The organism is Cellulophaga sp. RHA19, assembly GCF_002813425.1.
Lineage (GTDB): Bacteria > Bacteroidota > Bacteroidia > Flavobacteriales > Flavobacteriaceae > Cellulophaga.
The window spans coordinates 1,490,691-1,515,610 of sequence record NZ_PHUL01000001.1; the positions used below are offsets into that span (position 1 = coordinate 1,490,691).

The 24,920-nt window shown below is 31.9% G+C and carries 26 protein-coding genes, 1 tRNA gene and 1 pseudogene; 9 read left to right on the forward strand and 19 right to left on the reverse strand.

From position 1 onward, the window contains the following. Positions 1–2: 2 nt before the first annotated feature. The 12 genes from AX016_RS06640 to AX016_RS06695 form a co-directional block, all read right to left on the reverse strand. Positions 3–941 (reverse strand): acetylornithine carbamoyltransferase, encoded by a 939-nt coding sequence (locus tag AX016_RS06640; protein ID WP_100894871.1) that lies wholly within the window; start codon positions 939–941, stop codon positions 3–5. Next, entirely contained in the window at positions 941–2,074 is a 1,134-nt protein-coding gene (locus AX016_RS06645; RefSeq protein ID WP_100894872.1) for an aspartate aminotransferase family protein, read from the reverse strand. The genes AX016_RS06640 and AX016_RS06645 overlap by 1 nt, the downstream gene beginning before the upstream one ends. A gap of 2 nt (positions 2,075–2,076) precedes the next feature. Continuing rightward, entirely contained in the window at positions 2,077–2,874 is a 798-nt protein-coding gene (proC, locus tag AX016_RS06650) for a pyrroline-5-carboxylate reductase (RefSeq protein ID WP_100894873.1), read from the reverse strand. A 26-nt stretch (positions 2,875–2,900) separates the two neighbouring features. Continuing rightward, entirely contained in the window at positions 2,901–3,875 is a 975-nt protein-coding gene (gene argC, locus AX016_RS06655) for an N-acetyl-gamma-glutamyl-phosphate reductase (RefSeq protein ID WP_100894874.1), read from the reverse strand. A gap of 5 nt (positions 3,876–3,880) precedes the next feature. Further along, positions 3,881–5,065, reverse strand: a complete 1,185-nt coding sequence (locus AX016_RS06660; protein WP_100894875.1) for an argininosuccinate synthase — start codon at positions 5,063–5,065, stop codon at positions 3,881–3,883. Next, positions 5,058–5,684 carry a GNAT family N-acetyltransferase gene (locus tag AX016_RS06665; RefSeq protein WP_100894876.1) on the reverse strand — a complete coding sequence of 209 codons (627 nt, stop codon included), beginning with the start codon at positions 5,682–5,684 and terminating at the stop codon, positions 5,058–5,060. Before AX016_RS06665 ends, AX016_RS06660 begins: the two co-directional genes overlap by 8 nt. A 203-nt stretch (positions 5,685–5,887) precedes the next feature. After that, positions 5,888–7,267 carry a polyprenol phosphomannose-dependent alpha 1,6 mannosyltransferase MptB gene (gene mptB / locus AX016_RS06670; RefSeq protein ID WP_100894877.1) on the reverse strand — a complete coding sequence of 460 codons (1,380 nt, stop codon included), beginning with the start codon at positions 7,265–7,267 and terminating at the stop codon, positions 5,888–5,890. Positions 7,268–7,442: 175 nt separating this feature from the next. Next, entirely contained in the window at positions 7,443–8,927 is a 1,485-nt protein-coding gene (locus tag AX016_RS06675) for a cellulose synthase family protein (protein WP_100894878.1), read from the reverse strand. Between the two features lie 2 nt (positions 8,928–8,929). After that, a complete protein-coding gene (locus tag AX016_RS06680) occupies positions 8,930–9,619 on the reverse strand; it encodes a glycosyltransferase family 2 protein (protein WP_100894879.1) in 690 nt (229 codons plus the stop codon). Continuing rightward, positions 9,619–10,101 carry a toxin-antitoxin system YwqK family antitoxin gene (locus AX016_RS06685; protein WP_100894880.1) on the reverse strand — a complete coding sequence of 161 codons (483 nt, stop codon included), beginning with the start codon at positions 10,099–10,101 and terminating at the stop codon, positions 9,619–9,621. The genes AX016_RS06680 and AX016_RS06685 overlap by 1 nt, the downstream gene beginning before the upstream one ends. Before the next feature lie 3 nt (positions 10,102–10,104). Beyond that, complete coding sequence (locus AX016_RS06690; RefSeq protein ID WP_100894881.1) at positions 10,105–11,685, reverse strand: 4Fe-4S binding protein; 1,581 nt, start codon at positions 11,683–11,685, stop codon at positions 10,105–10,107. A gap of 12 nt (positions 11,686–11,697) precedes the next feature. Beyond that, positions 11,698–13,041, reverse strand: a complete 1,344-nt coding sequence (locus AX016_RS06695; RefSeq protein WP_100894882.1) for an NAD(P)/FAD-dependent oxidoreductase — start codon at positions 13,039–13,041, stop codon at positions 11,698–11,700. Positions 13,042–13,255: 214 nt separating this feature from the next. On the opposite strand from AX016_RS06695, the gene AX016_RS17420 reads away from it, so the two are divergent. The 7 genes and pseudogenes from AX016_RS17420 (at position 13,256) to AX016_RS06725 (ending at position 18,969) form a co-directional block, all read left to right on the forward strand. Beyond that, a complete protein-coding gene (locus AX016_RS17420) occupies positions 13,256–13,609 on the forward strand; it encodes a hypothetical protein (RefSeq protein ID WP_330400325.1) in 354 nt (117 codons plus the stop codon). Between the two features lie 15 nt (positions 13,610–13,624). Continuing rightward, positions 13,625–13,975 (forward strand): annotated as a pseudogene (locus tag AX016_RS17425) (DUF547 domain-containing protein); the annotation flags it as partial. A 38-nt stretch (positions 13,976–14,013) separates the two neighbouring features. Then, positions 14,014–14,892, forward strand: coding sequence for a hypothetical protein (locus tag AX016_RS06705; RefSeq protein ID WP_100894883.1), 879 nt, complete (start codon positions 14,014–14,016; stop codon positions 14,890–14,892). A gap of 47 nt (positions 14,893–14,939) precedes the next feature. Next, positions 14,940–15,941, forward strand: a complete 1,002-nt coding sequence (locus AX016_RS06710) for a glycoside hydrolase family 113 (RefSeq protein ID WP_100894884.1) — start codon at positions 14,940–14,942, stop codon at positions 15,939–15,941. Further along, a complete protein-coding gene (locus tag AX016_RS06715) occupies positions 15,928–16,662 on the forward strand; it encodes a hypothetical protein (protein ID WP_100894885.1) in 735 nt (244 codons plus the stop codon). Before AX016_RS06710 ends, AX016_RS06715 begins: the two co-directional genes overlap by 14 nt. 3 nt (positions 16,663–16,665) lie before the next feature. Continuing rightward, entirely contained in the window at positions 16,666–17,928 is a 1,263-nt protein-coding gene (locus AX016_RS06720; RefSeq protein ID WP_100894886.1) for a POTRA domain-containing protein, read from the forward strand. A 24-nt stretch (positions 17,929–17,952) separates the two neighbouring features. Further along, complete coding sequence (locus tag AX016_RS06725; protein WP_100894887.1) at positions 17,953–18,969, forward strand: N-acetylmuramoyl-L-alanine amidase family protein; 1,017 nt, start codon at positions 17,953–17,955, stop codon at positions 18,967–18,969. On the opposite strand, the gene AX016_RS06730 is transcribed toward AX016_RS06725, so the two are convergent. The 7 genes from AX016_RS06730 to AX016_RS06760 form a co-directional block, all read right to left on the reverse strand. Then, positions 18,966–19,664, reverse strand: a complete 699-nt coding sequence (locus tag AX016_RS06730) for a TIGR04283 family arsenosugar biosynthesis glycosyltransferase (protein ID WP_100894888.1) — start codon at positions 19,662–19,664, stop codon at positions 18,966–18,968. The genes AX016_RS06725 and AX016_RS06730 overlap by 4 nt on opposite strands. Further along, the gene (locus AX016_RS06735; protein ID WP_100894889.1) at positions 19,651–20,397 is read right to left on the reverse strand and encodes a DUF547 domain-containing protein; all 747 of its coding nucleotides are present in this window, start codon (positions 20,395–20,397) and stop codon (positions 19,651–19,653) included. The genes AX016_RS06730 and AX016_RS06735 overlap by 14 nt, the downstream gene beginning before the upstream one ends. Before the next feature lie 45 nt (positions 20,398–20,442). Beyond that, a complete protein-coding gene (locus tag AX016_RS06740) occupies positions 20,443–21,258 on the reverse strand; it encodes a purine-nucleoside phosphorylase (RefSeq protein WP_100894890.1) in 816 nt (271 codons plus the stop codon). A gap of 1 nt (position 21,259) precedes the next feature. Continuing rightward, on the reverse strand, positions 21,260–21,907 hold the full coding sequence (locus tag AX016_RS06745; protein WP_100894891.1) for a TIGR04282 family arsenosugar biosynthesis glycosyltransferase: 648 nt from the start codon (positions 21,905–21,907) through the stop codon (positions 21,260–21,262). Then, positions 21,888–22,385 carry a rhodanese-like domain-containing protein gene (locus tag AX016_RS06750; RefSeq protein WP_232732602.1) on the reverse strand — a complete coding sequence of 166 codons (498 nt, stop codon included), beginning with the start codon at positions 22,383–22,385 and terminating at the stop codon, positions 21,888–21,890. Before AX016_RS06750 ends, AX016_RS06745 begins: the two co-directional genes overlap by 20 nt. Positions 22,386–22,506: 121 nt before the next feature. Then, positions 22,507–22,746, reverse strand: a complete 240-nt coding sequence (locus AX016_RS06755) for a GIY-YIG nuclease family protein (protein WP_330400326.1) — start codon at positions 22,744–22,746, stop codon at positions 22,507–22,509. Continuing rightward, a tRNA-Phe gene (locus tag AX016_RS06760) sits at positions 22,715–22,787 on the reverse strand. The genes AX016_RS06755 and AX016_RS06760 overlap by 32 nt, the downstream gene beginning before the upstream one ends. Before the next feature lie 98 nt (positions 22,788–22,885). On the opposite strand from AX016_RS06760, the gene AX016_RS06765 reads away from it, so the two are divergent. Together AX016_RS06765 and AX016_RS06770 are read left to right on the forward strand one after the other, a co-directional pair. Then, entirely contained in the window at positions 22,886–23,614 is a 729-nt protein-coding gene (locus tag AX016_RS06765) for a type III pantothenate kinase (protein ID WP_100894893.1), read from the forward strand. Further along, entirely contained in the window at positions 23,615–24,892 is a 1,278-nt protein-coding gene (locus AX016_RS06770) for a hypothetical protein (protein WP_100894894.1), read from the forward strand. The last annotated feature ends 28 nt before the right edge of the window (positions 24,893–24,920 follow it).

Here is a 24,920-nt window from a genome sequence, read left to right on the forward strand (position 1 = left end):
AGTTACTGGTTTTCTAATATTTTTTTTAGTGCTATTTGTGCAGCAAAAGTTCTGTTATTGGCCTGTTCTATTACTAAAGATTGGTTGCTGTCTAAAACAGCATCTTCTACAATTACATTTCTGCGTACAGGCAAGCAGTGCATAAATTTAGCAGCTCCTAATTTTTTTAAAGTAATTGTCCAGTTTTTATCTTGATTTATAGTTTTACCATAATCTTGATAACTACTCCAGTTTTTAACGTATACAAAATCAGCGTTTTCTAAAGCCTTCTCTTGGTCATATTCTATAGTGGTATTTTTTGTAATATCAGTATTTAACTCGTACCCTTTTGGGTGTGTAATTACAAAGTCAGCATCTTGCAAATGCATCATTTCTACAAAAGAATTGGCAACTGCGTGCGGTAAAGCTTTAGGATGTGGAGCCCAAGAAAGTACAACTTTTGGTTTAGGTTTTGTGTTGTTTTCTGCCAAAGTAATAGCGTCTGCCAAAGCTTGTAACGGGTGGCCAACAGAACTTTCCATATTTAAAATAGGAACTGTGGCGTGTTTTATAAATCCGTTAATAACCAATTCTGCCTCATCTTCTTCTTTATCTTGTAAATTTGCAAAGGCTCTAATACCAATAACATCACAGTACTGAGAAACTACCTGTGCAGCTTCTTTTACGTGTTCAGATTTACCTTGGTCCATTACAGTACCATCTGTAAATTCTAGTGTCCAACCTTCAGAACCAAAATTCATTACAATAACCTCCATACCTAGGTTCTGGGCAGCCTTTTGTGTACTTAACCGTGTTCTTAAACTGTTATTAAAAAATAATAATACAATAGTTTTGTCTTCCCCTAAGTTTTTATATTTTTTAGGGTTTTTCTTTAATTCTATGGCTTCATCAACCCAATTGGGAAGAGAATCTATATCTGTTATGGAAACGTAATTTTTCATTATAGTTTATTTAATTCGGCTTGTAAAGCATCAAAAAACACATCTATTAAAGCTGTGGTTATGTTTAGCGCAGGCAGAATACGCAACAAGGTTTTATCTTTAGCTCCGCCAGTAAATACAAACTGATTGTATATCATTTTTTTTCTAAGTTCGCTAACTTCAAAATCAAACTGAAGCCCCAACATTAATCCGCGACCTTTTACTTTTTTTATTTGGGGTACGGTAGCTGCTTTTTTCAAAAAGTAAGCATTCATTTTAGCAGCATTGCGTAGTAAATCTTCTTGTTCTATAACTTCTAAAACTGCTAATGATGCTGCACAGGCCAAATGATTACCACCAAAAGTAGTTCCCAATAAACCGTATGATGCTTTTATTTTTTCTTGAATTAGAACACCGCCTACAGGAAAACCATTACCCATACCTTTGGCAATTGTTACAATATCTGGTTTTATATTATGATGTTGATAAGCAAAAAACTCGCCAGTTCTTCCGTAGCCAGACTGTACTTCATCTGCAATTAAAACAACATTGTGTTTTTTACATAATGCTTCTATATTTTGATAAAATTCTGTTGTAGGCTCGTCTAAACCACCAACGCCTTGTACTGCCTCTAAAATAACAGCACAAACATCATTTTTTTCAATTTCAGTAGTAAAAGATTCAATATCATTAAATGCTAAAAAAGTTACTTTCTGTTGTTTGTTTATAGGTGCATTTATAGCAGCATTGTCTGTGGCAGCAACAGCAGCAGATGTTCTACCATGAAATCCGTTATTAAAAGCAATAACTCTAGATTTGTTGGTGTAGAATGATGCCAATTTTAATGCGTTTTCATTAGCCTCTGCACCAGAATTACATAAAAATAAATTGTAGTCTGCACAATTAGATAATTGTACTAATTTCTCTGCCAACTCTCCTTGTAATGGGTTTTGCACAGCATTGCTGTAAAAGGCAATTTTATCTAATTGTTCTTTAATTCTACGTACGTAATGCGGATGAGAATGTCCTATAGAAATAACCGCGTGACCACCGTAAAAATCTAAATATTCCTGACCTTTATCATCTATAACCTGACTGCCTTTTGCAGAAACAGGAGTAACATTATATAAAGGGTATACATCAAATAAATTCATACTTAATTTTTTACTTTAAACTCACTTATTTTATCAAACGAAGCCACAATTCCTCTAATTAAAGAAGAACTTAGTCCTTGATGTTCCATCTCATTTAAACCTTTAATAGTGCAACCCATAGGCGTTGTTACACGGTCTATTTCTTGCTCTGGATGATTGCCAGATTCTATTAATAAACTAGCGGCACCGTTACACGTATGCATTGCCAATTCTTGTGCTTCTTTAGCATCAAAACCTAGTTGTATTGCTCCTTGTGTAGTAGCACGTATTAATCGCATCCAAAAAGCTATTCCGCTTGCACAAATAACAGTTGCAGCTTGCATTTGACTTTCAGGAATTTCTAAAGAATGTCCCATTCTGTTAAAAATAGCTTTAGCCAATTCTATACGTTTTTTACCCATTTCATTGCTACAAACACAGGTCATAGACTGCCCAACAGAAATTGCTGTGTTAGGCATACTTCTAATAATATAGGTGTCTTTACCAAGCACAGCTTCAATTTTTTCAATGCTAAAACCGGTTATGGTAGATATTACAATATGCTTTTCGGTAAGCAAATCTTTAACATCATTTAAAATAGCTTCAAAATGATTGGGCTGTACAGCAAAAATTAATACGTCAGAATTTTTTACAGCCTCTCTATTGTCTGCAGTAACAGTTACGTTGCCATAAGTTTTATACTCTTCAATACTTTCTGTACTTCTTTTTGTTAAATACATTGTAGTTGCACCGTTAGAATTTAAAATTCCTTTGGCAATAGATAATCCTAAGTTTCCTGCACCTATAATAGCTAATTTCATATCGGTTTTTATTTTTTAGATTGATGTTAAAATGCGGATGCTTTTAAGTTTAGACCTTCATTTTCATTAAAACCGTACATTAAATTCATATTCTGTACAGCTTGTCCAGAGGCACCTTTTAGTAAATTATCTATAGCAGATGTAACTAATAAATTGCCATTGTGTAGGTGTAAATGCAAGTGACATTGGTTTGTGTTTACTACTTGTTTTAAATGAATTTCTGTATCAGATATGTTTGTAAACTTTGCATTAGCATAAAAATTAGTATATAACTCATAAGCATCTTGTATACTACCTTTATATTTTGTGTAAGCAGTAGCAAAAATACCTCTGGCAAAGTTTCCTCTTTGTGGGAGAAATAGTAGCTCGCCAATTTCATTTTTAAAAGACTGCAAACTTTCGCCTATTTCACCTAAATGTTGGTGTGTAAATGGTTTGTACCAAGACACATTATTGTTACGCCAGCTAAAATGGGTAGAGTCGCTTGGTTTTACACCAGCACCAGTACTACCAGTTACAGCATTTATATGCACATCATTATGCAAAATATTTGCTTTTGCCAATGGCAGTAATGCAAGCTGAATTGCTGTAGCAAAACAACCTGGATTTGCAATGTAATTAGCTGTTTTTATTTTGTCTTTATTAGTTTCTGGTAGGCCGTAAATAAATTCCTTCCCGTTTAAAGTAGCATCATTATGTAGCCTAAAATCATTACTTAAATCTATAATTTTAGTGTTACTTGAAAATGAATTTTCTGTTAAGAAAGTGGTAGAGTTACCGTGACCAAGGCACAAAAAAACAAGATCTATATTTAAGTTTACATCGCCAGTGAACTTAAGATCTGTTTGTCCTAGCAAATCTGGATGTGCTGTTGTAATATTTTTACCAGCTCTAGTTGTGCTGTAAATGAAATCTATATTTACTTTAGGGTGATTTAAAAGTAACCTTATTAACTCACCACCTGTGTAACCAGAACCACCAATAATACCTATGTTAATCATCCTATTTAATTTTTATTTACGTGATTGTATATTTTACCAGAGTTAGATAAAATTTTAATAAACCCTTTTGCGTCGTCAGCTGTCCATCCTTTATTCATTTCGCCATAACTACCAAAAGAAGCATTCATAAGATCGTGTTTAGATGCTATTCCATTAAGCTCAAACCTGTATGGATGTAGCGTGATAAATACATCTCCGGAAACATTTTTTTGAGTGTCTTTAAGAAAAGCTTCAATGTTACGCATTACTTCATCTAGGTAATTACCCTCATGTAATAACATACCATAAAAGTTACCTTGTTGTTCTTTTTGGTATTGTTGCCATTTTGTAAGTGTGTGTTTTTCTAACAAATGGTGTGCTTTTATAATTAGTAATGATGCAGCTGCCTCAAAACCAACTCTACCTTTAATACCAATAATTGTATCGCCAACGTGTATATCTCTACCAATAGCAAATTTAGAAGCAACATCATTTAACTTTGTAATGTTGTTAATAGGCTTATCTTGTTCATCATTAATAGCGGTAAGTTCTCCTTTAGTAAAAGTTAACTTAACGTCTAAGGGGTTATTTTCTGTAAGCTGACTAGGATATGCAGTGTCTGGCAATGGAGAATGTGATGTTAGTGTTTCATCACCACCAACAGAAGTTCCCCAAAGCCCTTTGTTAATAGAGTATTTTGCCTTTTCCCAAGGGTAGTCAACACCATTTTCCTTTAAATATGCAATTTCTACTTCTCTAGATAATTGGTTGTCTCTAATAGGAGTAATAATTTCTATTTCAGGAGCAATTATCTGAAAAATCATATCAAACCTAACCTGGTCATTACCAGCACCTGTACTACCGTGCGCAATATATTTTGCACCTATTTTTTTAGCGTGATTTACAATTTCTATAGCTTGTACAATACGTTCAGCACTAACAGATAATGGGTATGTATTGTTTTTTAAAACATTACCAAAAATTAAATACTTTACAACTTTGTTATAAAAAGTCTGCACGGCATCTATAGAAGTATAGCTACTTGCGCCTAATTCTATGGCTTTCTTTTTAATGTTAGAAATTTCTTGTGTAGAGAAACCGCCAGTATTTACACTAACAGCGTGTACCTCAAAACCTTTGTCTTTTGATAAATATTTTGCGCAGTAAGACGTATCTAAACCACCGCTATATGCTAAAACTAATTTACTCATCTTTATTTTTCTTTTTTAAGAACAATTGTTCTTTTATGCTTTTTAATCTTTTAAATACTTTGCCATCTACCTCTTTTTTTTGGGTAGCTTTTTGTTTTGCAGCAGGATCGTACAACATACCAGTGCACAAACACATTTTTTGTTCTGTTCTGGTTAGTACATCAAAATTTTTACAAGTTTGGCAGCCTTTCCAAAATTCAGGGTCGTCTGTAAGTTCAGAAAATGTAACAGGTTTGTAACCAAGCTCGTAGTTCATTTTCATAACAGCTAAGCCTGTAGTAATACCAAATATTTTTGCGTCAGGAAATTTTTCTCTAGAGAGCTTAAAAATTCGTTCTTTAATTTGTTTTGCAAGTCCAAGATTTCTAAAATCTGGATGAACAATAAGTCCAGAATTGGCAACAAATTTATTGTGTCCCCAAACCTCTATGTAACAAAAACCTGCAAATTTTTCTCCGTCTAATGCAATAACAGCATTACCATTTTGTAGCCTTTTTAAAATATATTCTGGCGTACGTTTGGCAATACCAGTACCGCGTACTTTGGCAGAATCTGTTATTGTATCAGAAATTATTTGCGCATATTTAATATGCGATGCATTAGCAATTACAATTCTCATTGAATGTTGCTTTTATGTTAGTATTGTAAAATTTTATGTCTTGAAAAACGGAATTGGACTCACCTAATTCCTATATAGAAGTAATACCCTTACGGGCGGCGGCGTGTAGGAACAAGCGTAGCTAAGGGTGTAGAAACCCTGCTAATAAATAATATGTTTGTGTTCTTGTTCATTACAAGATCAAATGTACAAATTAAATTGAGCTAGCCTAATTTAGAAGTTTCTTTTTTTGAATATAATAAGTTTTGTCTTTTTAACTTAAGTATTTCGTAAATAATAACACCAAATATTGCAATATACTCAATTGTGAGTATTCCTAAATGCTCTTTAAAATCTGGGTTTGCATATGCCCAATAGCTTAAGAAAACAGCTGCGGACCATATAATAGCAAATCTAAACTTAGTAAATACACTAAGTAATATTAAAAATATAATGTACCAAGGGTGTACTGTAGTAGATATAAAATAGTAAATAGTTAGTACCCAAAGCATACTAGTAAATAAGCTGGTAATGGTTTTATTGTTTTTTATAAATGAAAAAAGCAAGACCATAATAATAGTTATGTAGGGAGAGATTTTACCAAAAGCCTTTATAGTTTCCCAGTCTTTACTACCTTTAATTTCGGCAACTTTTTTAATAATATTATAGATGCTAGCATTAAACTCAAAATTACTAAACCAAAGTCCTATAGTTGTGGTATAATTATTTATAAATTCTGATGAATAAAAAGGGATTAAAAGAGCAAGAACTGTAACACCAATAATAGTATAAAACGGAATTGCTTTTTTTAAACCTAGATGTCTTATAAAAAGAGGTAGAAAAATAAGAGGAACCAACTTTGTGGCTATTGAAAGTGCTAAAATTGGCGCAGCTAACAAATACTTTTTTTGAGCAAGCAAGTACATACTCCATATAAAAAAGAAAAGCATTACACCTTCAAAATGAAGATTTCCGGTAAGCTCTATAATAACTAGCGGGTTTAAAAAATACCAAAATAGTAAATGTGATGATAAGTTTAGCTTTGCTAGTAATTTGCGGCCAAAATATAGAATGCCAATATCTGCAAGTATAATAATAATACGCATTGTTAGTATGCCTCCAAGCATACTTTTACCACTAAAAAATGCAGCTAAGGCAAATATAAACTGATTTAAAGGAGGGTAGTTACTAAAATTTTTAGCACTAATTTCTCCCATACTAGCATACAGGTGAGTAGCATTATCTATGCTAATTTTTCCTAGATCTACAATGGTGTCTGGAGTTTGTAAATAAGGGTTTAAACCCTGTAATACTAATTCTCCATCCCAAATAAACCTATGAAAATCCTGAGAAAGCATTGGCTCTACAAACAAAAACACAAGTCTAAATAATACACCAGCAGTGAATAATAGTTTTAAGTTCCATTTTTCAAACTGAATAAGCTTGTAGCATAAAAAGAATAGTGCTGCAGCTAATGTAATTAACTTAGGAAAATCTGTGCGTACCAAATGGTAAGCAAAAGTGTAGTAAAATAGTAAGCTAGCAAGTAGTAATAATATAGGTATTTTGTGTAACCTATAATATGATAAAATTTTTACTTGCATTACAAAAATTATAATTTACATTAAGTCTCCTAAAGTACTAAAAATTATGCAATTCTATGTTTGTAATCCTCTGAGAATAAAAATATGAATCTAGAATTTTAAGCAGAGTAAACCTATATCACCCTAATAAAAATTAGAATAAATTAATGTGTTATAATTTAATGGTAAAATTAGTTTATGCCTTTGCTGTAAGCGAGTTAAAGAAAACGTAACCAAAGCCTAAAAACAACATAAAATGGAATGGAAAAAGACCAAAATCGTTTAAAGGAATTGCAGAGTACATACCAAATAAGAAATATAACATTAGTCCAAATTCTATAATCATATTTGGAGATAATTTTTTAGCAAGGTATTTGTTCCCTTTCCAACTATCAGAAATATTATTGATATTAAATTTAGGAGTACGTACAAATTCGCTTCTTTTTCCTCTGTGACCTTCTAAAACAGCAAGTGTATTGTGTAAAGAAAAACCTAGAGCAATAGAAAAGAATGTAAAGAAAAGTCTTATATAGTCTATAAACTTACTAAGGCTACTACCTTGTATACTTTTAAAAGTAAACCAGTAGCATACAAATAGTATAACTGTACTTAAAATAAAGAAACTAGTTACTTCAAAAACCCAACCTAAAGATTCGTTTCTACTTTTAATGTATAACATAGGTATGCTTAAAAGTGCTACTAAAAATACGCACAAAAACATAGAACTATTTAAAAGATGCATTACTCCGTGAAACTTAGTTTTAAAAGAGATGTTTTTAGCAGAAACAACGCTAACCACAGATTTTCTAAAGTTTTCTGCACCACCTTTGTTCCATCTAAATTGCTGAGAACGAGCAGCAGAAATAACAACAGGTAATTCTGCAGGTGTTTCTACGTCTTCTAAATATTTAAACTTCCAATTTTTTAATTGTGCACGGTAACTTAAATCTAAATCTTCAGTTAAAGTGTCGCCTTCCCAGTTACCAGCATCTATAATACAGGTTTTTCTCCATATACCTGCTGTCCCGTTAAAATTTATAAAGTGTCCTTTTGCGTTACGCCCAACTTGTTCTAATGTAAAGTGTGCATCTAAAGCAAAAGCTTGTATTCTTGTTAAAACAGAATAATCTCTGTTAATGTGTCCCCATCTAGTTTGTACAACACCTATTTCTTCGTCTTTAAAGTAAATAACTGTTTTCTTTAACCAATCTGAGTCAGGTAAAAAGTCGGCGTCAAAAATGGCAATAAAATCACCTTTTGCAGATATTAAACCTTCTTTTAGGGCTCCGGCCTTGTAGCCTTGCCTGTTTGTTCTTCTAATATGTTGTATATCTAGACCTGTTTCTTGTAAAGCTTCAATTTGTCTAGCTGTTTCAATTACAGAGTCATCTGTAGAATCATCTAAAACTTGAATTTCTAATTTGTTACTAGGGTATTCAATTTTAGCAATGTTTTCTAACAATCTTTCTACAACGTATTCTTCATTGTAAATAGGAAGTTGTATTGTTACATAAGGAACTTCTTTAGCGTCTAAAAGGTTGTATTTAGGGGCTTCTTTGTTTCTTCTTTTATAACCCAAATAATTAACAAGTAAGTTAAGTTGAGCTAAACTGTAGAAGAAAATCAGTAGAAGAGCTAAACTGTATATACCTATAATTATGTATGTAATTGCAATTTCCATATTTATTTAAAACTGTATTTAAATATCCATCCAAGGATCTTTACACCGGCAAATATAGTACCTTTTACTGTGCCTGAGACCTTTGATACACCAATTCTTTTTTTATAACGTACAGGAACCTCTAAATATTTTAACTTTTTCTTTAGAATTTTGAGTTGCATTTCTACGGTCCATCCATAGGTTTTGTCTTGCATTTCTAAATCTAAAAGTGTATTGTATTTAATGGCTCTAAATGGCCCAAGGTCTGTAAAATTAGCACCAAAGAAAATTTTCATTAACACGGTGGCAAGCTTATTTCCAAAAACCTGCTGTGGTGTCATACTACCATTTTCTCTACCTTTTTTGGTTCTGGCACCAACAACAAAATCTACTTTATTTTTTAGTATGGGATCTACAATTTTTATCAGTTCTTCTGGATAATCTGAGTAATCTCCGTCAATAAATACGATAATATCTGGCTTGTTGGACTTTTTTGCAATGTAATCCATACCTTTTAAACAGGCATAACCGTATCCTTTTCTGTTTTCAGTAAGCACGGTAGCACCTGCTTCTTCTGCATTACTAACGGTGTTATCTGTAGAATTGTTGTTCACAACAATAATTTCGGAAACAATTGATGGTATGTCTTTTATAACTTTACCTATAGAATCGGCTTCATTATAAGCCGGAATAATTACGTTTATTTTTGTCATTACCTTAAATCGGATAAATTGTTTTCCTTTTTAAAACCTGCAAAACTAAACCATTCTTTAATTTTTTTACCATTTTTATATTTTTCGGCAGAGGAAAGCTTTTCATTTTTATACTTTAAGCAGTATCCATTTTTAACATTATAGGCTAATTGGCATTTGTGGTTAATTTTACCATCACTAGTATAAAATAGCCACCAACCAGTTTTATCACCGTTTTTATAATGGCCTTCTTTTTCTAGTGTTCCTTTTGGGGTGTAAAAGTACCAATAGTTTTCTTGTTTATTATTGGTGTAATGTCCTTGTTTGGCAAGAGTTTTATTCTCATTATAAAATTTCCAAAAACCTTCTTTATTATCATTATTTACCCATCCTTCTGCTTTTAGCACACCAGAAGCATAATATTCTTTACGGTATTCTTTAGTATCTACACCATTAAGGTTTGCAAATATGACAAGTGAAATTAAGACTAAACGGAATAACATAATTTATTTTTTGTTAACCAAGTCCATTAAGTCAACATCGTTACCTAATAAAACTTCAGTAGGGTTAATACGTCCTTCTTCTGGTCCGTTTTCTAATTTTAAAACTCCACGTGGACAAACAGCAGAACATACACCACAACCAACACAGCTAGAGCGTACAATGTTTTCTCCTTTTTGAGCATATGCACGTACATCTATTCCTTGTTCACAGTAAGTAGAACAGTTACCACATGATATACACTGGCCACCATTAGTTGTGATTCTAAACCTAGATTTAAAGCGTTGCACAAAACCTAGGTAAGCAGCTAATGGACAGCCAAACCTACACCAAACTCTGTTGCCAAAAATTGGGTAAAAACCTGTACCAATAACACCTGCAAAAATAGCTCCTATTAAAAGGCTGTACACGTTTTGTACGGTTTGTGTTTTTATACCTAAAACAGTACTAGATTCAGCAAAAAAGCTGTAAAGTGTCATAAGCGTCATCCCAACTGCAAAAACTAAAACAGCGTGTATTAACCAGCGTTCTACTTTCCAAGAAAATAAAGATTTGCTAGAGTGTTGCCTGTATGGGTCTCCTAATGTTTCTGCTAAACCACCACAGCCACATACCCAAGAGCAATACCATCTTTTACCAAAGAAATAGACCATTATTGGTACAATAATCAAGGTTAGAGCTATACCCCAAACAAGAATAAAAATACCAATGCCACCATTAGCAATAAGGTCTTTTAAATTCCATTGAAAAAAGAAATCGTAATCTAAAGGAAATGCATTTTTAAAATCATAATACGGCATTTGCAAGCGCACCATAATTTCTGGAATTAAGAATGCAAATACTATCTGAAAAAATAAAACAGACGTAGTACGAAAAATTTGGTACATATTATGTCTGTATTTAATGTACATACGTACAGCCATTACCGTCATAACTACACAATACATAAAACCATATACAAACCAATGGCCCGCAGGGTTGCCGCTAAGAGACTCACTAATTGGGTCTACTAAAAATGTCCAGTTTACTGCGTATTCAGAATAAAAATAAAGTATAATATAAAAACTAACTAAAAAGAAGAAAACTAGCCAAGCAACTATACCACGGTTTGTAGCACTTTTTAAATAAATGCCATCATTTTTTATTCCTTTTTTGCCTAGTAAAACTACATTAGGTAGTATAAACATTAGAGCTCCAATAATACCTAATCCAAAGGTTAAAAACCACATTGTACCTTTGTTTTCTGGTATAAAACCATAACTAGAAGCTTTACGAATTGCCGCCGCCATATTGTCTCCACTAGCATATGTTTTTTTGCCCCATTCTTTATTTTTTATGTGCGTGGCATTTGCTTTGTCTATAGCATCATCAAGCACGGGAGCTAAAAAAGTTGAGCTAGAAAAATCTTTGCCAACTAACTTAGATTCAAGATCTTTAATTAACAGTTCGCTTTTAACACCTTGACTGCTAATTGTTTCATCAAAGGTTTTTTGGTCTAGTTTAAAATTTCCTAAAAAAGGAGTAGCTGCAAAAATGCCCAATCCTACTAAAAATATAACAAGGCCTAAATATTTAATTGTTTTCATTTTTTTTATTGATTAAGCGATGTTGAATATTCTTTTTAAACTTTTCTTTTTTGCTGATAAATTGGTGTTGAATTCAGCATTGTATTTTGATAAAATTTCGGTTTCATATTGTTTATAAAACTCGGGGTCAAAATTGGCATCTTTTAAATGTTGAAGCACAAATTCTATATCCTTTTTTTGAGTAAGCCATTTGTTAAAAACCTCGTGACGCATACGAATACCAAAGGTGTTAATGCCTAAAAACTCTTTAGTGTCTTTATGGTAAGCAATTGTTATGCAAATATTTTCTTTAGGGTGTCTCCAATGAAAATGTGCTTCATAATCTTGTTTGTTACGCTCGCTAAAAACCCAACCATAAGTTTGGTATTCTATATCTAAAAACTTAGCAGAGTTAAACCAATGCCCTGGTTTGTATTCTAATTTGTTACCGCAAATGGTTTGGGCTAAGGTTTCGCCCATCATTCTACCAGTGTACCAAACAGCTTCAATAGGTCTTCTGTTTCCTATGCTTTGGTGTTGTTCTGCACAATCTCCAACGGCATAAATATCTTTAATGTTTGTTTCTAAAAACCTATTTACTTTAACACCACGGCCTAATTCTATACCAGATTCCTTTAAAAAATCTATGTTAGGAGATACGCCTGCTGTTAAACCAACAACAGTGCACTCTATGGTTTCTCCTTTATCTGTGGTAATAGCTTTAGCTCGCCCGTTTTCATCGGCAATAATTTCTACTAAATTGGTGTTTAAACGTAAATCTATGTGGTGATCTAAAATATGTTCGTTTATAAGTTCAGACTCTCCTTTTGGTAAAACACCGTTCCAAAAACTAGTTTCTCTTACTAAAAAGGTAACAGGTATTTTGCGTGAGCGTAGCATTTCTGCCATTTCTATACCAATTAATCCGCCACCAACTATTACAGCTCTTTTACAAGTTTTATTGTCCGGAGCGTTTTTTTGTAACTGTTCTAAATCTTGTTTAGAGTATAAACCTTGCACACCTTTTAAATCTTGTCCTGGCCAACCAAATTTATTAGGTTTAGAGCCAGTTGCAATAATTAGTTTGTCATAAGAAATAGATAAATTTTCTAAATCTACCTTTTTATTGGTTAGGTCTACATTGTTCACATATCCGTTTACAAGTTCAATTCTGTTTTTTTTCCAAAACCAATTTTCATAAGGCTGTGTGTGTTCAAACTTCATATGACCCATATACACATACATAAGCGCAGTTCTAGAAAAAAAGTACTCAGATTCAGCAGAAATAATTGTAATTTTTTTGTCAGATAATTTCCTAATGTGTCTTGCGGCAGTTACGCCTGCAATACCATTACCAATAATAACAATGTGCTCCATAGTTTTAAATATTAAGGTGTCTGTCGGGTTTAAAGATCTAAACTTAACGTTGAAAAGTTTATTTATATATTTTCTAAATAAGAATAAACTTGATTTCGTTTTGTTATCAAAATGTGATACTTAACAAGTTTCTTTGCTTCAAATAAAATTAAGATGTTGTTGTATGTTTTAATAAAAAGCAGCGACACACTTATTAAATAATACCAAAAGTAATATGAAAAATACTATTAAAATATCGGTCTTACTTATTCTATTTAGTATGGCAACTGGTTTTTCTCAAGATACAAACAACTTTTTTACTAAAGCTAATGCTTTTTTTAATACCAATGTTATGAATGGTAAAGTAGCTTATAAAAGTATTAAAGAGTCGCCTAAAGAGTTAAACAACCTTGTAGAGCAAATGAAAACCATAAAAGTAGCTAAGAGTGATGTTGCTACCTACCAGGCTTTTTGGATTAATGCTTACAATATTAGTGTTATAAAAAATGTAGTAGAAAATTACCCGTTAAAATCTCCTTTAGATAAAACAGGTTTTTTTGATAAAATAAAACATACTGTAGCAGGCTAAGAGCTTACTTTAAATGATATGGAGCATAAAATGCTACGTGCAGTTTTTCCTAAAGAGCCACGTTTTCATTTTGTACTGGTTTGTGCAGGTTTAGGTTGTCCTCCAATTATTAACAAAGCCTATATGCCAAGTATAATAGAGGATCAATTGCAAATGCAAACAGAAATAGCCATTAACAATCCTAGCTTTATTATGGTGAATAAAAATAAAGTGAAGCTTTCTCAAATTTTTGAGTGGTATAAAGGAGATTTTACACAAGACGGTACATCTTTAATAGACTTTGTAAATCTTTACAGAAAAGACAAAATTGATGCTAAAGCAAAAGTGTCTTTTTATGCATATGACTGGACACTAAATAAGCAATAAAAATAAATAAGTAAAACAACAAACAACAATAAAAGAATATGAAACAATTAAAAACAATAGCCTTACTGTTAGGTTTACTAACTACGTTTGCAGGATACTCCCAAGAAGATGAAGACGATGCTCAAAAAAGTAATATACAGCAGTATACACCATCTAAATTAATAGGAAAAGGACAGTTTGATATTAAATGGTTTAATAATATCTACACAGAAACAGAAAGTACATTTACAGACGGTAAGCAGCCAAGACAAACATTTTTTACCTCTACATTAGAAGGTTATACAGGCGTAGGACAAAACAATAGATGGAATGTAGGTGTAATATTAAAAATACGCTCTAATACCATTAATGGCTCTGAAACTTTAGATGCTTTAAAATTTAAGAGTGAAGACGGTATTTCTAGAGCTGGTTTAACATCTTTTGCGCCATCTGTAAAATTTGTGCCTTTTGAATCTGTGGGTAATTTTTCTATACAGAGTTCTCTATATATTCCTTTGGTAGATAATGAAACAGAGAACGATGTTTTTTTAGATCAAAACGGATTTATATGGCAAAACAGGTTTTTTTATGATTATACTTTTCCTGGAGATAAGTGGCAATTATTTACAGAGTTAAACACAGAACTTAATTTTGGAGACAAAGAAAAGAGCTTTGCTAACAATAGTTTAGGGTTAACTCCTGGTGTTTTTCTAAGTTATTTTCCGGCAAATAAATTTACGGTTTTGGCTTTAGCGCAACACTCACAACGTATAGATTTAGGAAATAATTTTAGTCAGAACTACACAGCTTTAGGTGGTGGAGCAAAATACCAATTAACAAATGCACTTAACTTAGAGTTGTTGTATACCAATTTTGTTGGAGGTGATAATACAGGATTGGGTGAAACATTTAACTTAGGACTAAGGGCAATTTTTTAGACACTAACATTAAATACCTTAATTTAGGAGGTTTAAAATTATAGTTTGTGAAAAAATTAGGCCTCCTTATATTGTTTTGTTTGCAATTCTCATGCAATAGCCAAGTAGAAAAAAAGATAAACGGAATAAGCTTTGTCTCTTCAAGAGATAAAGTTACTCAGAAAAATATAGCTCCTATTTTAGCTATAAATGCAAACGCAGCATCTGTTATGCCATTTGGTTTTATAAGAGATGTTAATGAGCCCGATTTAATTTACAACTCGGACAGGCAATGGTTTGGAGAACGAAGAGATGGTATAAAGCATTATGTAGATATTTTACATAAAAATAAGATGAGTATAATGCTAAAGCCTCAAATTTGGATTAGAGATGGCAAGTTTACGGGTACATTAGAAATGAAAACAGAGGAGCATTGGCAGAAGTTTGAAAAAAAGTACTCAGATTTTATCTTAACATACGCTGCATTAGCAGAAGAAGTTAATGTAGATATTTTTTGTATTGGTACCGAGCTTGAAAAATTTGTACTGCATAGACCAGATTTTTGGAACAAATTAATAACAGATGTCAAAAAAGTATATAAAGGTAAGTTAACCTATGCGGCCAATTGGGATGAGTATCCTAGAGTTCCTTTTTGGAAAAGTATAGATTATGTTGGTGTAGATGCATATTTTCCTTTGTCTAAAGAGCAACACCCAACTGTAGATCAATTAAAAGCAGGATGGCAACCACATAAAAAGGCATTAAAACAAATGTCTAACACTTTAAATAAACCAATTTTATTTACTGAATATGGTTACAGAAGTATGGACTTTACAGGAGAAAAACCTTGGTTGGTAGACCGTAACCAGACTAAAGTAAATTTAGAAGCACAATCTAATGCTACTAAAGCTATTTTAGAGATGTTTTGGACAGAGGATTGGTTTGCTGGAGGCTATGTTTGGAAATGGTTTATAGACCACGACAAGGTTGGTGGTGAAGATGATAATAGGTTTACACCGCAAAATAAACCAGCGGAATTGGTTTTAAAACAATATTATGGATTTAAGTAAATTAAAATATTTTCTTCTTTTTTTAATTTTGATAACCTACGGTTGTTCAGAAGATGGATTATCTAGTTTATCTTCATTAAAATTTGCATTAGACGGTGAGACTGTGGTTAAAGACAATGTTATTGCTTGTGCAGCTAGTGGAGACAAACAAGGAGAAGTAAATGTGTTTTTTTACCCAAGGGAAGGAGCTACCAATTTTAGGTATTTTGAAACAGAAAATATAGCTGCAGATAAAAATAATTTTGAAGCATATACAGAGTTAGCTCCTGACATATTTAATGTTTTTAACGGAAAAATAAAGCGTTTCTTAATTAACTCTTCAGAAGAAAAATGGGTTATTGTGTCTTTTAAAGAAGATGGTAAAATACATATATGCAACCCAATACGCTTAAAACATATTACTAAACCTACAGAAAAAATTAATACAGTATCTGTTGATGAAACAGAACCTACAATGCCAATTTTTTCTTGGGAAGATGGCTTGTATACAGATTCTGTTATTTATTTTCAGGTAGTAACAGATAATCAAAATAACTTTTTGTCGGGCACGTATACTAATGACAAAATGTTTCAGTATTACAAACTAGACAATGTAGTGCTTAACATTACAACTAAAGAACCACCAACTTTAAATAAAACACAAACCTACGGTTTTACTTTAATGGCAGTTAGCCAAGATAATTGGGTTAACTTATTAACAGAAACCGACTTTTCTCCTTAAATTATGAAAAAACTAATTTATTTATTTTGTTTCCTTTTTTGTGGAATTATAGTTTCTCAAGAACTAAAAATTGCTGATGTTAGTTTTGTTGGAGCTAAAAAAACCAAAGTATCATTCTTAAAAAATATAGTGCCAATAACTCCAGGTGCTGTTACAGATTCTACTGCTATTTTAGAGGCTGTTAATCAGCTTAAAAAATTACCTTCAATAGCAAATGCTGCTTTTCAATTGGTTAACAATACTGTAGATAAAGCGTATAATTTGGTTTTTACAGTAGAAGAAAATTTTACCATAATACCATTTGCAAATTTGTATACTTCTTCTAATGATGATTTTGCTTTTAGGATAGGTATACAGGAGTTTAATTTTACGGGTCGTAATATTACTATAGGTGGTTTTTATCAGAAAGATATATTTAACTCTTATGGTTTGCTTTTTAGAGCTCCCTATTTGTTTAGTGCAAAAGCGGGTTTAGCTGTAAGCTATAACAATTTAAAAACACAAGAGCCTATTTTTTTTGATAACAGCACCGCAGATTACAAGTACCATAATGAAGCTGTGGAGATCTTGGGCTTGTATCAATTTAATCAAAGACATAGCTTAGATTTGGGTATGAATTTTTTTACTGAAAAATACAACTACATACGTGGAGCAACTAATGTAAACGTGCCACAAGCATTAGATGTAAATAAGTTTTCATATAAGGCAATTTATAAATACAGTAATATACAATATCATTATCAATATTTAGACGGATTTAAAAGTACTTTAAATGCTCAATATGTGCATAGCTCTACAAAAGAACTAGATAATTTTGTAGTTGCTTTTAACGACTTTGTTTACTACAAAAGAGTAGGTGAACGTGGTAATTGGGCTAATAGGTTACGAGTAGGTTTAGCTACTAATGATGAAACACCTTTTGCTCCGTTTTCTGTAGATAATAATATAAATATAAGAGGCGTTGGTAATATAATAGATAGAGGTACGGGATCTATTGTTTTAAATACTGAATACAGATATACTCTGGTAGATAAAAATTGGTTTGTATTACAAGGAAATACATTTGTAGATGCTGGTACTTGGCGTAATCCAGGCGGGGAATTGGATGATTTTATAGATTCAGATAATTTAAGAGTATATCCAGGTGTTGGTTTACGTTTTATTCATAAAAAGATTTTCAACGCAATTTTTAGGATAGATTATGGGTATGGTGTAACAAAAAATGCATCAAAAGGCTTAGTTTTTGGAATTGGGCAGTATTTTTGATAATATTTGTGTAAAAGTCCACTAATGATATTGAAAAAATATGCAATTTTAAGTATAATGCTAGTAATAGCAGTTACTCAGCTCTATTCTCAAGATAAAGAAAAAACGGTTGTAGCTCAAAAAGGAGAGGGTATTTACACCTTACTTCGTAAGTTTGATATGAGTCCGTCTAAATATTATTCAGATTTTATTGCTTTAAACGAAAAAAACTTAAGAAACGGCAAACATTTATACGAAGGTAGAACTTATATTATACCAGATAGACTTATAAAAGTTGATGGAGAAGAAAAATTACCAGCAATAGTAAATGGGTATCCTATTTTTGGAAGAAAGCACGCTACAGTGCAACAAAAAAGCACAAAACTTAAAGGTGCTGTTTATTATTTAATTTCTGGTCACGGTGGGCCAGACCCTGGAGCCGTAACTAAATATGGTAAAAAACTAATTTCTGAAGATGAGTATGCTTATGATATTACATTGCGTTTGGGTAGAGAGTTAATTTCACACGGAGCCTTAGTGTATATTATTATAAGAGATGAAAATGATGGAATTAGAGATGATAAAATTTTACCCTTAGATTATGATGAGGTTTGCTATCCTAATAAAACTATTCCGTTAAACCAGGTACAGCGTTTAAAGCAGCGCGTAGATGCTGTAAATGATTTGTATTTAAAAAATAAAGGTAAATACCAAAGGTTAATAGTTACACATATAGACAGTAGAAGTGTTGGGCAAAATATAGATGTTTTCTTTTACCATCATGAGAAAAGTAGTAATGGTAAACGCTTAGCAGAAAGCATTCACAAAACATTTGATTCTAAATACAGAGAATACCAGCCAAACAGAGATTATACAGGTACATTTTTAGATAGGAGTGGTTTGTATTTAGTTAAAAATACCATACCTGCTATGGCTTATATAGAGATAGGGAATATTAAGAATAAAAAAGATCAAAAAAGAATATTGGTTGCAGAAAACAGACAAGCACTTGCAAAGTGGATTAGTGAAGGTGTTTTGCTAGATCATTCTAGAAACAACTAGTTAGCTATATTTTTTTTGTAGTAATTATGTAATTCCTGCGGAGTTTTGCCTAAAATTTTTTTAAGGTGAATAACACCAAAGTGGTATTGTAATTTTACCATTCCTTTTTCTTGGTATTTACGTGCAGATGTAGTTACCTTATCTTGTATTACGCTAAAATTTGTGGCTTTATATAGTCGTTCTATAAATTCGCCATCTTCATAAATTATGTACTCTTCGTTAAAGCCATTAAGTTTAAAGAATAAATCTTTGGTAATAAATAATGATTGATCACCGCCTCTACATACTTTGTGATTAATACGAGTAAACCACGCAAAAAATTTCAGAAAAATACTTTTACTATCAAATTGCATTCTAAAGCTACCAGCAGCATTTTGGTCTGTTATGGCTTTTAATATTTTACAGTCAAATTGATAAGGAGGAATTGTGTCTGCGTGTAAAAAATAGAGAATATCACCATTGGCTACTTTTGCACCTGCATTCATTTGCTTGGCGCGTCCTTTTTCTGAAGAAATAACAGTTACATTTAAAGTAGTAGCAACAGTGGTAGTATTATCTGTACTACCACCATCTACAACTATTATTTCATCTATTTGTTTAAAGGTGCTACGTGTGTTAATCTCTTTAATTAGTTTGGCAATAGATGCCTCTTCATTAAAAACGGGTATTATAATGCTTAGCTTATTTTGCTTCATTTAAGCTCCAATTATAATCAATATATTTAACCTTGGCGTTATCTTTTACTTGTGTAGAGGAGTATTTGTTTATAAAGCCAATTAAAGTTGTATTCTCTGTAAAATCGCTCTTAAACCATTTAAAAATTTCAGACAATTCTACTTTATTCGTGTTAATGATGTTTCGTTTTTTATCAGCAATAAAATCTACAGCAGCAGTTTCTAATTGTGCGTCCATAGTATCTGCTAAAAAGGCTTTATTAACTAGTTTAGGACAAGAGTAAGATGCGCAATTTATAGCAAAATGTATGCGAGGTTCGTTCATTTTGCGCAAAACCTTGTGTTCTACATAGCCCAAAGAATACATTTTGTCGCCAATGGCAACAACATCTTTATCCCAAGGAGATTTAATGTCTTTAATGCTTTTAGTAGGGTAGTTGTCTATAATTAATTTTACAGTCCCAGCATTGTAAAGGTTTATATAATAAGCTAATTTTTGGTTTTTAGACCAATTTTTAGCAGGAGCATTTTTTTGCAATAGTGTTAGGTAGGCTTCTAGTTCTTTTTTATCATTTACAAAAGTCTTGTAATTAACATCGCCATTAGAGTTTACATTTTTTTGTAATAATGTATTCCATTTTTGGTGACTAGGTACCTCGCTAAAATTTTCTTCTATTATTTTAGGTGTAGACCCAAAATAAAAGAACCCTATTATTGATAAAAATGCAGCTACCGCAGATATTTTATAAACCATTTTCAAAATGTATTTTTATAGTTTGTCCTTTTTAAGCTTTAAAACTTACAGAGTTTTAATTAGCTCTTTAAAAAGTTTAATCATTTTTGGTTCTGTTTCTCCTGCTATTTTAATTATTTCTTTAATGTCTGCAGTTGCTAAATTATCTGGGTCACACTCATCTGTTAGTACAGAAACGGCAATTATAGGTAATTTTAAATGGTTTGCTACAATTACTTCTGGTACGGTACTCATACCTACGGCATCTGCTCCAATAATTTTTAACATTCTATATTCTGCCTTTGTCTCTAGTTGAGGTCCAAGTACAGCAGCATAAACACCAGAGTGTAATGTAATACCTTCTTTTTTAGCAATGTTTTTTAAGGTATTAGTCATTTCTGTATCGTAAGGGTTACCCATATCTACAAAACGTTCTCCAAACTGTGAAACTCCTTTAAAAGCAAGTGGAGAGCCTCCTAAAAGATTAATGTGATCTTCTAGCAACATCATATCGCCCTTTTTAAAATCTAGATTTATTGCACCAGCAGCATTAGATATAAAAAGCTTTTTAATCCCAAGTTTATGCATAACGCGTATTGGGTAGGTAACGTCTTGCAAGTCGTACCCTTCATACATATGAAAACGTCCTTGCATAACAACAACAGTTTTACCTTGTAATGTGCCGTAAATAAGCTTACCAGAATGAAACTCTACTGTTGCTAATGGGAAAAAAGGAATATGGTTATAATGAGCCTCAATAGGATTTTCTATTTCGTTAGCTAAGTTGCCTAAGCCAGTACCTAAAACTATTCCAATTTCTGGGGCATTAAATCCTTTGTTTTGTAAATATGCTACAGAATCTTCAATCTCTTGTTTAATCATTTTATATATTTTTTAAAAAAGGTTTAAAAGCATCAATGTCTTTTATATCTTCATAGTAATCAACATCGTTTTTAGCTTCTAATAAAATTGTTTTTTCGTCTTTTAAATTATTTAATGTGTCTTTTAAAACAGTGTCAGTACCCCATTTTTTGTTTTTAAAAATAGCTGAATTAAGTTTTTTCATTCCTAATAAATAGTAGCCGCCATCTGTTGCGGGACCAATAACAAAGTTATTTTTATTTAACTGATTAAAAGCATTTTCTAGATCTGCTTTTGTAATATCATACATATCACTACCAATAATTATTATGTTTTGGTAACCATCTGCAAACCCCTGCTTAAAAGCATTTTCCATACGTATACCAAGATCGTCGCCATTTTGTAATTTTTTATTATAAATGCTGGCGTCCCAGATATCGTTTTCTCTTATGGCAACAGAATAATGAACCTGCTTGTCTATATTTTTTAAATTTTGCGTAACAGAAACTGTATGGTCTAATAAAAATTTGTAAATATCCAATGCAGTTTTATCTCCCGTTTTTGCAGCTAAACGGGTTTTGCATTTTCCTAATTCTGGGTTACGGGTAAAAATTAACAGTAAGTTTTTATTCAATTTTTTCAAAATATAATTAATAAATTTTCTCGGCATTGGTCACTAATTTAGACCAATACTTACTGTGTGTATGTATTTTGTTTGTCTCTAGGCTGTCTTTAGAGTAAACAGGATTGTTTTTGTTTTTCCATTCAAAAATACCTCCGTATAGATTTTTAATGTTAGTGTAGCCAGCTGCAGCTAGTTTTTCTCCAATATCTTCAGATCTTATACCAATAGAGCAATAAACTACTATTTCTGTGTCTTTATTTTTTATTGTTGATGTTACTTTTTCAATATTAAAAAAATCATAACCAACACAAATAGCATCTTTAATGTGGCTAACGTTGTATTCTTTCTCTTCTCTGGTGTCTAGTAAAACATACTCTTTTTTGGTTAAAAGGGAATCTAATGTAATGTATGGTATACTTTCTTTATTATGCTTTTTAAGTAGTTTTTTTATAGTTGGTTGTGCAGTACTTAAAAGCGGAACCAGCAGAAAAAGGTAAAAAAGTAATGTAAGTTTTTTAATCACAAGTATGCATATTTTAGGTAAAGATAAGATTTTGTGTTTTGTTATAAAACCAATAAAATTAAAATAACGTTCAGGGTTAATAAACTTAAATTAAAGATAACTTTTTCAATCAATATTTTTTTCAGAATACAATTTTCCAATCTTTAGCGCTTTTAATAAAGCTATGTTTGTAATGCTGTTCTTGGTGCAGAATTAACCTATTTTTAAGGTTGTAAGTTTTTCCAATATAAAATCTATCAATAGATTTACTGTAAAGAAAATAGATAAAGTGTTGTTGCATAGGGTATAAAAAAGAAAAAACCCGAACATTTCTGATCGGGTTTTTAAAGTGGTGCCTCCAGGAATCGAACCAGGGACACATGGATTTTCAGTCCATTGCTCTACCAACTGAGCTAAGGCACCATGCCGTTAAGCGGGTGCAAATATAAGAGCTATTTTCGTATATCCAAACAAAAAATAAAAAAAGATTTTATTTTTTTAAATTTTATAATATTTGTAAAATGAATTTAATTGTAGATGCAGGTAATACCTCAGTAAAACTGGCGGTTTATAAAGGAAAGGAACAAGTTTATTTTGATTCAATAAAACTAAATAGTTTTTTAGACCAGGTACAAAAGACATTTTTAGCATTTCCAGATATTAAAGATGCTATTGTATCATCTGTAGGAGCATTGGGAGAAGAACAAATAACCAAACTTGCGGTGTATTGTAATGTGCACACATTAAGCGCATCAACCAAAATACCTTTTAAAAACTTGTACGGTACACCAAAAACGTTAGGTGTAGACCGTATAGCATTGGCTACAGCGGCATTTTATCAATATACAGGAAAAAATACATTGGTTATAGATGCGGGTAGTTGTGTTACATATGATTTTATAAATGAAAAAGGAGAATATCTTGGTGGTGCAATTTCTCCGGGAATAGCAATGCGGTTTAAAGCAATGCATAACCAAACAGCTAATTTGCCATTATTAGATAAAGAAGGTGAAATACAGTTAATTGGTGATTCTACAATATCTAGCATGAAAAGTGGAGTAATTCACGGAATTTGTTTAGAAATTGATGGTGTTATTAAAGAATATAAGGTTAGATTTGCAGATTTAACAGTTATTTTAACAGGCGGCGACGCTCATTTTTTGTCAAAACGATTAAAAAATACCATATTTGCGCATTCCAATTTTCTCCTAGACGGACTTAATTATTTGCTGGAATACAACAAAGACTAAATGATAAGAAAAATAATTATTGCAATAGTATGCTGTATGGCAGGTACTATTTATGCTCAAAACGGCACAGTTTCTCCTTATTCTTACTTTGGAATAGGTGATTTAAGATCTATAGGATCAGTAGAAAATCAAATGATGGGTGGTATAAGTATGTATGCAGATAGTATACACGTGAACCTAAATAACCCAGCTGCTTACGGTTTACTAGGAAGAACAACTTACACGGCATCTTTATCTAGAAAAGAATTAAGTTTAAAAAGTACAGGTGGTTCTCAAAACTCTTCTGTAACAAGTTTAGATTATTTAGCTATTGGTTTTCCAATTGTTTTAGGTAAACTAGGACTTGGTTTTGGTATAAAACCATTTACATCTGCAGGTTATGAGGTTGAAAATACATTTAGCACCGCAGATAATGGAGAAATTACAAATGTATATTCTGGCGAAGGCGGTGTAAATTCTGTTTTCTTTTCTGTAGGGGGTAAAATTATTGAAGATTTAAGTGTTGGTATTACAGCAAATTATTACTTTGGTGTTGTAGAAAGCAGAAGAGTGCAAGATGTAGAAGATGTACAATACGGTACTTTTGATTTTAGAGAATCTAAAGTTAATGGTGCTAACTTTAAAATATCTGCAAACTATACTCCAATGCTTACAGATAAAATTAGAATGAATACTTATTTTGGTGTAGAAACACAAAATAACTTATCATCAGATAACACAAAAACTATTGGGTCTTTTTCTTCTAGTACAGGACAAGAGATAGAAACTATAGATGTAGATTTAGACAACGTTGGTTTAGCAAGTAGAGGAGTAACAATACCAACAACAACTACAGTTGGTTTGGGTTTTGGTCAAGACAGAAAATGGTTTTTTGGAGCAGAATACGGAGCTCAGAAGTTTGAAGATTATACAGCTCCATTTTTTGCAGTTGATAATTTAGAATATGAAGATGCATCTAGAATTGCATTTGGAGGTTTTTATACACCAGACTACACATCTTTTACAAATTACTTTAAGAGAGTAACTTACAGGGCAGGAGCTAAGTTTGTTAACTCTGGTATGGTTGTTAATAATGAAGACATAAAAGACTTTGGCATAACTTTTGGATTAGGTTTACCAATGAACGCACCAAACGATCCTTTTTCTAACATTAATATTGGATTTGAAATTGGAAAAAGAGGAACAACAAGTGCAGACCTAATTCAGGAAAACTATTTTAAAGTTAACCTTGGAATATCTCTAAATGCCAAGTGGTTTGGTAAGAGAACAATAAATTAAAAAGAGTTTATAACCATTAATAATAAAA